The following is a 5,606-nucleotide window of genomic DNA, read 5'->3' on the forward strand; positions in this document are numbered from 1 at the left end:
GCCGTGCCAGCAGGGGCAGGTCAGCCACGGTCCTCGCCACGTGCTCGTCGTTCTTGGTGAGCCACCACACGACGGCGCTGCCGGTGTCTTTGAGGACGTCTTCGCCCAGATACCGGCGCTTGCTCTGCTCGTACTTGCGCTGGTGCTCCCAGACCGTCTCGTCCTTGCGCACGCCGGCCAGCCGGTCCAGACGCTCCTGGTCCTCGGCGGGCAATGTGAGACTGACGTCCTCCGCCATCGCCCGGAGGTGGCCCGTGGAGTCCGGGTGCATGCGGCTGAGGGCACCGCCGAGTTCGTGCTGGAGAAGCGAGGCGTGGCCGGGCTCCCGCTTCTCAGCGATGGCACGGGCCCGGCCGATGACCGCGTCGACGGCGAGGCCGGCCGGGTTGAGGACCGTGCCGCGCCCTGGACCGTCGGCGAGGTACCACCGCACGGTCGCCGAGAAGACGAAGTGGTAGTCGTCCCACAGGCTTGGGAGCGCCACCCCGTTGACGCGGCACTCGGTCCGCTCCACAGGGGCCGCCGTGAGCTGCTCCTCGAAGCTGGGCGGCACCGGGCCACGGCGCTGTGAGGCCATCCGGAAGAATCCCGCGGGCACTACGAGAAGAAGCACGGCCAGCGCCGGCCAGGTCCAGCCGGGCCATCGCTGCACCAGGCTGACGATGGTCAGCAGCAGGCCGCACAGAACGGTGAGGAACACAGTCGTCGTCTTGCGTGCGGTCGTCATGATCGCCCCCCACTAGCCGATGCCGACGGGGTGGCAGGACCGAGGCCCTGGGCCACGCCGATCTTCTGGAGCAACAAGTCGGTCGTCTTGGCGGAGCGAGCGTCGTCTGCCGGAGAAGCACACTCCGCCTGGCGTGCGGACGTGTACAGCACGGCAAATGTGGAACCCCGGTCCTCTCCGCAGCGGTCGGCTGCCTCGACCAGCACGTCGAGGAGGAGCTCCCCCCGATCACCGGCGCCCTCAGCCGCCCAGTGCAGCCAGTGCCGAATCTCTGCCCGTGTTGCCATGCGTCGCCCTTCCGGCCGGGACACCGCCTCGGTCAGCACGGCGCGCCAGCACGTGATCAGCGAGCGTCGTACCTCTTCCTCGTCGACCAGGGCACGGGTGGTGACGGAGCGGTCCGTGAGCGGCGCGGGATCGCTGACGCGCAGAAAAATGGCCAGGTCGGGCGGTGCCAGATCGCCGCGAGCCAGCCGGTCGAGCAGCCTTCGGCGCAGCCGTCGGCTGCCGGCCATCAGATCGCACAGGGCTTGCAGGGCATGGGTTGTGCCGCGCTCACGCCGGGCGAGATGGTGCAGCCGGATCAGAGCGTGATCCGGATGGTCGGGCGCGAGGACGTCGGCACAGACCTGGACCAGCACCTGGGCGAACTCAGCGGTCAGCTGGCGATACACGCACCACTGGTAGATCCGTTCGCGGAAGTATTTGCCGTGGGCGGGGTCCGCGAGACCGCAGGTGAGCGCCTGTACCGCAGCCTCCGACCGGGCTCTGCCCGCTCCCTGGGCGCTCCACCGTTCGGCGAGCGCGGCGAGTGCCTCCGCCCGCCCGGTCCGCAGGTACTCACCCGCCAGCCGGGCCACCAGTCCGTCGCGGACATCCGGCACGAGATGAGGGTCATTCGACTCGACGACCCGCCCGGCCCACGCGCCGAGGTGGGGCCGCAGGTCGGGCATGTGGTCCCAGAAATGAACGCGGACGGCGGAGTCATAGTCCAACTCGGTGAACCGCACGCGACCGTCCGGTCCGGAGCGGGCCGAGATCTCCGACAGCCGCTGGGCGAGATCCTTGCGCTGGAGGAGCGGAGTCTCCGCCTCAGGGTGTCCGACCGCGCTCAGCAGAAGCGCGGTCGCCCGGTGAACGACGTCGGCGTGTGCGCCGTGCAACATGGACACGGCGATCAGCAGGGCGCGTTGGGAGGCCTCGGGCAACCCGGCGACGCAGTCGGCGACTTCGGCTCGGCGCCCGGCGCGCGCACGTTTCGCGGCCGCGCACCAATCAGCGAATTCCCAGCCCGGACCGGCCGATTCGCGAGCTCGGCGTATGCGGTCGGCGAAGTCGGCAATCTCCCGCATGGGCTTACGGTCGCTCAGAAATTCGTCGATGGTCACGTCGTTGCGCAGGAACTGCTCGTACGGCACGCCATGGGCGCGCAGGTGGCGTCGGAGGACCTCCAGGGGGGAGACCGGCGGTCCGATCTCGACACGGTAGTGCTGGAGGTCGGGATCGAGGGTGCCGTCGTGCGGCATGACGACGACGAGATGGGCCTGTCGCTCGTGCACCGTCCGGCGCAGGGCGGGCAGGCCGCCCAGCGCGTCATGCCACAGACCAGCCTCCGCGGTGGACAGGTCGAGCAGCAGCCGGTCGCCCGGGTCGACGAGAGCCGGGTTGCGTAGTGGCAGCTCGTCCTGCTCACCGGGCAGAAGTTCCCGGAAGGCGCCGATGGGACGGTGGTGTTCGCGCAGCAGTACGCGGGCCGTGGCCGTGCGGCCGCTGCCCGGGGCACCGTCGAGGATGACGGTGCCCGTCTCATCGAGCGTGGTACGGGCCCTGCCCATGTTGACCGGGGCGACCAGCACGCGTCGGACCCAGCGTAGTTGGTCGTCGGGAAGCTGTCGGAAGACTGGCTTTCGGGGTTCGTGCGCAGCGGCACCGAGGCTGACGTGGATGTCGCCACCGCCCGTGTGCGTGACGCTGTGCGTGCCCTCGACCCAGGTGGTGTGCTCCGTCACCGTCGGTCGTCCTGGGGCCGCTCCGGCTCCGCGAACCGCTGGTGGACGTCCCCATGGTGGTCGCCCTCGGTGTACGTCGTCCCAGTGCCCGAGATGTAGCGGTCGCCCGACACATGACGGGAGTTGTTGTAGACGCTGCCGCTGCCCGTGTGAACCGTGCCGTGGGAGCTCTTCACGATCGTGCCGCCGACGTCACCGCTGAAGTCGCCCGCTTGGACGGACGTTCCGCTCACGTCCCTGATCGAGTTGTGCACGGGGGGCGACGCCTGCGAGGGCTCGCCCGGCTCGCTCAGGTCCCGTAGCTCGGGGACCAGCTCGGCGATCAGATCGCCGATACGCCGGATGCCGGCCTCGGTGTCGTGAGTGCTGTCGAACGGCACGGACTGAAGATCGGCCAGCCGCGCCAGCTCCGAGGGCAAGGTCGCCTTGCTCAGTCGGTCGGTCTTGCGGCCGTCCAGCACCGGCACGACGATGAGCCCGCACTCGAACGCCCCCTCGATCTCCTTTCGCACCCAGTCGTCGGGGTCCTGCAGCCGGTTGCGGAAGTTCGTCCAGTCCGGTCCTACGACGGCCAGCAGTACGGAGCTGTGACGTAATGCGGTCAACAGAGCCTCGGGGTAGGCATCCCCAGGGGTGATGGACCTGGAGGCGCGGAAGACGCGGTCCTGACCGAAGCGGCGTGACAGCTCCTGGTCAAGGAGGGCCGCCGTCCGCTCGCCGTCGCCGGTGCGGTAGTTGATGAAGACGTGGGGCATGCCGTTGACTCCTTCAGATGGTGGATGGGCGCGACAACGTTCCGAGTCGCGGTCCCAGCCTGCGTACGGAGGAATGGTTCGCGTGGCGCGCCAGGGTCCGGGCGAGCCGCCTGAGGTCGGTTGTGACGGTGGCGGATCCCACGGCCTCCACTCCGTCGAGCAGGGGCGCCGCCAGGTCGCAGGCGAGGTCGATCTCGCCGGCCGACGCGTAGGCGAGTGCACGGCGAATGCCGTATCTGACCTGGGTGCGGACCGCGCCCTCGCCGATCAGCGCGAGTTGCCGGTCCAACTCCTCGCCCGCCTCGCGCGGTCGGCCGAGATCGACCAGGCACCAGCCGGTGACCATGCCGACCGGATCCGGAAGGTGCATGGTGCCGATCACCGGCTCGTCGGTCCCGTCGTCCTGGCGGGCGAGAAGCACACGCGCGCGGTCCAGTGCGTGCAGACAGGCCCGATGGTCACCCGCCAAGGCGTGGCCCTGGGCCTCGCGCTGTGCGGCGAGCCCTCGGATTCGCGGGGGCAGGGCCCCGCTCTGTGCACGACGCGCCAGGGCGACCGTCTGCTCGGCGTCGTCCCGGTACAGGGTGACGAGGGCCTGGCGGACCAGCGCGTAACCCGCCAACGCCCGGTCGCCGCCAGCGGCCGCCAGATCGACCGCGCGCTGCGTCCACCACAGGGCCGCCCGCTCGTTCCCGGTCTCCTGCACCAGCCAGCCGACGTATTCGGCGTACCGTGAGCCGAGGGCCAGCAGGTGGCGACGGGTGTCGCTGTCACAGTGGGCGGACAATTCCCGCAGGGTGTGGGTCTGTGCGATCAGGACGGGCAGGAGAAGACCGGGTGCCACAGTCTGGCCGAGTCTGCGGTACTGGGTGAACAGCGCGCGTGAGGCCTCCAGCATTCCCGCGCCGGAGGACGGCGAGGCCGCACTCGCACTGTCGGACCGCCATGCCATCAACGAGGCGACTCCGCTGCCCACGATTCCTCGCCGGGTCACGGGCTGGAAGGTGTTCGAGCCGTCCGGCGACAACTGCATGATCCAGTCCTCCTCGTGGACATGGCCCGGCGCCGGATCGACGGGCGGGTCGGCGGTCTCCGGTGCGAGCAGGGCCAGCAGGGCCCCGCCGGCTCGGAGAGCGGCGTCGCACAGGCGGGCGAGGTCACGGCTGGGCGCCGACAGGCCCCGCTCCACCTTGCTCAACTGCGCCTTGCTGTAGTGCACGGATCCGGACAGGGCAGTGAGGCTGAGCCCCGCCTCCAGACGCCGCTTCCTCAACTCCTCGCCGAACCCGGTGGACGACTGTGGCACGGAAACCTCCAAGCCCTTCCGCCCTGAGCCGGGTCGACGCTGCACGAAAGCGTGCGGCAGTCGGGTCGGGGCGGACAAGGCCATCGATGCTGTTTCCCGTTTCCTTCTCCGACAGGGGAACGCGGCATGCACTGCAGGGAGGACCGTTGGACCGGACCCCTGAAGCAGTACCGAAGGGGTTCGGAGGTCCTCGACGACGACATGAAAGCTCGACCTGGGCGTCGAAGGTGTGGGACGCCCTGCTGGCGCAGCGTCGGCGAGCAGGGATTCGACGAACCTTCCAGGATTTCTGCGAGGCTTCCCCGCAGGGCGTGCGCACCTATCCGGTGACGCGTGTGGCCGTGGTGGAGTCCGACTCCGTGCGCAACGACAGGGAGTTCCGGCAGCAGCGCATGCTTCCTGTGCCGCGGAAGGTCGACACCTCGGGCAAGGTGTTCATGGAAGCCCGCATAAAGATCGACAACAAGGGAGAACCGCGCCTCGCATCTACTTCTACGACGACACAAGCTATGCGGGGCCGCATTTATCGAACCCCCATACGAACTGAGCGCTTCGCCGAGTCCGAGCGTTCAAGCCGTGTCGGTGGCAGCGCTCGCTGGTTGTGGAACTCCGGCACGTCGAGGCCCCTGCCGATTCAGCCGGTAAGCGACGGCATACCCGATGCAAAGGTGCGCCGGTGTACAGTGAACAACGCCCTTGACCTGCATAAAGCAGGCAGGGAGCCGTCTTCCAGGAGTCCAACATGCTGCGCACCATGTTCAAGTCCAAGATCCACCGCGCCACCGTCACCCAGGCCGACCTGCACTACG

At 69.2% G+C, this 5,606-nt stretch carries 5 protein-coding genes; 1 reads left to right on the top strand and 4 read right to left on the bottom strand.

The window, feature by feature from the left end; translation table 11 throughout:
• The 4 genes from RIF68_RS25570 to RIF68_RS25585 all read right to left on the bottom strand — a co-directional run.
• Nucleotides 1-727: hypothetical protein (locus RIF68_RS25570; protein ID WP_309053657.1), on the bottom strand; the 727-nt coding region annotated here is incomplete at its 3' end.
• Nucleotides 724-2,736 (bottom strand): hypothetical protein, encoded by a 2,013-nt coding sequence (locus tag RIF68_RS25575; protein WP_309053658.1) that lies wholly within the window; start codon nucleotides 2,734-2,736, stop codon nucleotides 724-726. The genes RIF68_RS25575 and RIF68_RS25570, both read right to left, overlap by 4 nt.
• Entirely contained in the window at nucleotides 2,733-3,491 is a 759-nt protein-coding gene (locus tag RIF68_RS25580; protein ID WP_100048176.1) for a toll/interleukin-1 receptor domain-containing protein, read from the bottom strand. Before RIF68_RS25580 ends, RIF68_RS25575 begins: the two co-directional genes overlap by 4 nt.
• 13 nt (nucleotides 3,492-3,504) lie before the next feature.
• Nucleotides 3,505-4,797: a helix-turn-helix transcriptional regulator gene (locus RIF68_RS25585; RefSeq protein WP_309053659.1), complete on the bottom strand. Its 1,293-nt coding sequence runs from the start codon at nucleotides 4,795-4,797 to the stop codon at nucleotides 3,505-3,507.
• Nucleotides 4,798-5,539: 742 nt separating this feature from the next.
• On the opposite strand from RIF68_RS25585, the gene RIF68_RS25590 reads away from it, so the two are divergent.
• Nucleotides 5,540-5,606, top strand: a 67-nt coding sequence (locus RIF68_RS25590; RefSeq protein ID WP_309053660.1) for an aspartate 1-decarboxylase, incomplete at its 3' end; no start/stop codon positions are given.

It is taken from the genome of Streptomyces sp., assembly GCF_031178505.1.
Classification (GTDB): Bacteria; Actinomycetota; Actinomycetes; order Streptomycetales; family Streptomycetaceae; genus Streptomyces; species Streptomyces gulbargensis.

Bases quoted from the DNA above. Each gene is read 5' to 3' on its own strand.
- RIF68_RS25580 (WP_100048176.1), bottom strand. From the start codon at position 3,491: ATGCCCCACGTCTTCATCAACTACCGCACCGGCGACGGCGAGCGGACG.